4 protein-coding genes are annotated in these 2050 nt (G+C 63.9%); 2 read left to right on the forward strand and 2 right to left on the reverse strand.

Going from position 1 to position 2050, the window contains the following annotated elements; all coding sequences use genetic code 11:
• Nucleotides 1–252: 252 nt before the first annotated feature.
• Together E4P82_RS21260 and E4P82_RS21265 are read right to left on the reverse strand one after the other, a co-directional pair.
• Nucleotides 253–774 carry a GNAT family N-acetyltransferase gene (locus E4P82_RS21260; protein ID WP_169250743.1) on the reverse strand — a complete coding sequence of 174 codons (522 nt, stop codon included), beginning with the start codon at nt 772–774 and terminating at the stop codon, nt 253–255.
• Nucleotides 771–1052 carry a type II toxin-antitoxin system TacA family antitoxin gene (locus E4P82_RS21265; RefSeq protein WP_169250744.1) on the reverse strand — a complete coding sequence of 94 codons (282 nt, stop codon included), beginning with the start codon at nt 1050–1052 and terminating at the stop codon, nt 771–773. Before E4P82_RS21265 ends, E4P82_RS21260 begins: the two co-directional genes overlap by 4 nt.
• 329 nt (nt 1053–1381) lie before the next feature.
• Between E4P82_RS21265 and E4P82_RS21270 the strand changes: the two genes are divergently transcribed.
• Entirely contained in the window at nt 1382–1639 is a 258-nt protein-coding gene (locus E4P82_RS21270) for a type II toxin-antitoxin system prevent-host-death family antitoxin (RefSeq protein WP_169250745.1), read from the forward strand.
• Nucleotides 1639–2050, forward strand: a 412-nt coding sequence (locus E4P82_RS21275) for a type II toxin-antitoxin system VapC family toxin (RefSeq protein WP_169250746.1), incomplete at its 3' end; no start/stop codon positions are given. The genes E4P82_RS21270 and E4P82_RS21275, both read left to right, overlap by 1 nt.

The following is a 2050-nucleotide window of genomic DNA, read 5'->3' on the forward strand; positions in this document are numbered from 1 at the left end:
GTCGATGCCCCGAGAAGCGCCGGAGAGGTCGTTTTCCGGCGTTTTTAGTTTGGGCCAGTGGTTTTTCATGGACTCGTGTCGCCGCGTGCCCTAGAGCCGCTTTTTTGCGGCTTTCCGGGATCGTCTCGGAACACGGAAAAAACAAAGCACGCTAAGGCGTCTCGCAGACGTTCGTTTGCGAGACGCCTTGTCGAGAAGGCGGCGCGGCCTTGCGCCGGTGTGGTCGAGGGGTTCTTGAAAACCGTTCTCGGATCAGGTGGCAGAGAACGGTAAGTTTCGAGAAAACCGAACGGTTGCCAGGGGCAAGAACAGGGTGCGCGGTGAATCGGGTAGCGCGATGAAGCCGTGATGCCGGTAGAAGTCCGCTGCCGATTCGTCCTTGGCGTCCACCATCAGGGCATAGGCCGCAATCTCCGCGCGGGCGGCACGGTCGAGCGCATCAGCCAGCAGCGCACCGCCTAGACCTTGGCCCTTGAAAGCCTGATCGATAGCCAAGCGGCCCATGCGAACGGCGGGCACGGTCGGATAGCGCGGCAGCTTTTTGCTGGTGCTGGCTGGAAGATCGGCTAGCAGCAGGCTGGCTGAGGCCAAGGTGTAGTACCCCGCGATGCGCTGCCCATCGGCCAAGGCTACAAAACAGGCGGCCACGCGGCGGCGAACGTCTTGGGTGACTTGCTCGCGCAGATAGCGGTTCAGCGGCGCCGAATCGCTGTTGAACGCGGTGCGATCATGGGCGGCATCAAGCAATACGAGCCGAAACGGTGCGCTGCTCATTCAGTGCGCAAGAGCTTGCCGCGACGGGCAAAGGCGCGTTCCAGAGCCGGGGCCGGTGGCGGCGGCGACAGCAGCGCTTGTGCAAAGCACTCCTGATCGGCCAGCGAGAGCCGAATCACTTCGGCCTGCTCGATGGCGCGTTGCGCGGCGTCCTGGACGGCGGCCACAACGAAATCGGTCATGGTGCGGCCTTGAAGCTCGGCGGCGCGTTTGAGCATCGAATGCAGATCGGTGCTGATCCGGGCTTCGAGGCGGGCGGTGGAGATGGCTGCGGGCATGGCGTTTGTCCTCCTGATGCAATCGTACGGCAAATTGCCGTACAACACAACCGTCGCTCTTGGCGTGTTTTGTTTTCTGTGTTCTGAGACGACCCTGTTTCTGGACTGTGCGACTGAGACGCCCCAGAGACGCCCGAAGAAACCGGTTGCGAGGAATAACCTTCCCTGATCCAGAAAAACGCCGCTAGGGCCGTTCTAGGCCGTCTACGGCGGTTTCACCGACGACCTTGCCCGAGGCGATTTCTGGGCGACCGACGCGCGTTGTTGCGGTAGCGGGTGAGGCGCGCTAGGGTAGTAACATCACTACATAAAATACGGGGCGCGAGGCGATGACGGTGACGACGTTTTCCAGTCGGGAGTTTAATCGGGACGTGACGCGGGCGAAGAAGGCGGCGCGGGCGGGGCCGGTGTTCGTCACCGACCGGGGCCGGCCGGCGCATGTGCTGCTGACCATCGAGGAATACCGGCGCTTAACGGGGGATCGGCCGAGTCTTGTCGAGCTGTTGGCGATGCCCGAGGTGGCGGATATCGAGTTCGAGCCGCTTCGTTGGACCGGTCCCCTGTTCCGGCCGGCGGACTTGGAGTGATGTACCTGCTCGATACCAACGTGGTGTCCGAGCTGCGGCGGGCGAAGGCGGGCAAGGCCGATCCGCATGTCGTGGCCTGGGCGGCGAGTGTGCCGGTCGTCAGCCTGTTCCTGTCGGTCGTCACCGTATTGGAGCTGGAATGGGGCGTGCTGCGGATCGAGCGCCGCGATCCGGCGCAGGGGGCGCTGTTGCGGGCTTGGTTGGAGGAGCGGGTGTTGCCGGCGTTTTCGGAGCGGATGCTGCCGGTCGATGTCGCCGTCGCGCGTCGTTGCGCCCGGTTGCACGTTCCCGACCCGCGTTCGGAGCGCGATGCGTTGATTGCGGCGACGGCGTTGACGCATGGCTTGATCGTCGCGACTCGGAACGGGGCGGATTTCCGGGCCGACCGGGGTGGCGGACATTCGATCCGTG

Source organism: Candidatus Competibacter phosphatis (genome assembly GCF_012939995.1).
Classification (GTDB): domain Bacteria; phylum Pseudomonadota; class Gammaproteobacteria; order Competibacterales; family Competibacteraceae; genus Competibacter; species Competibacter phosphatis.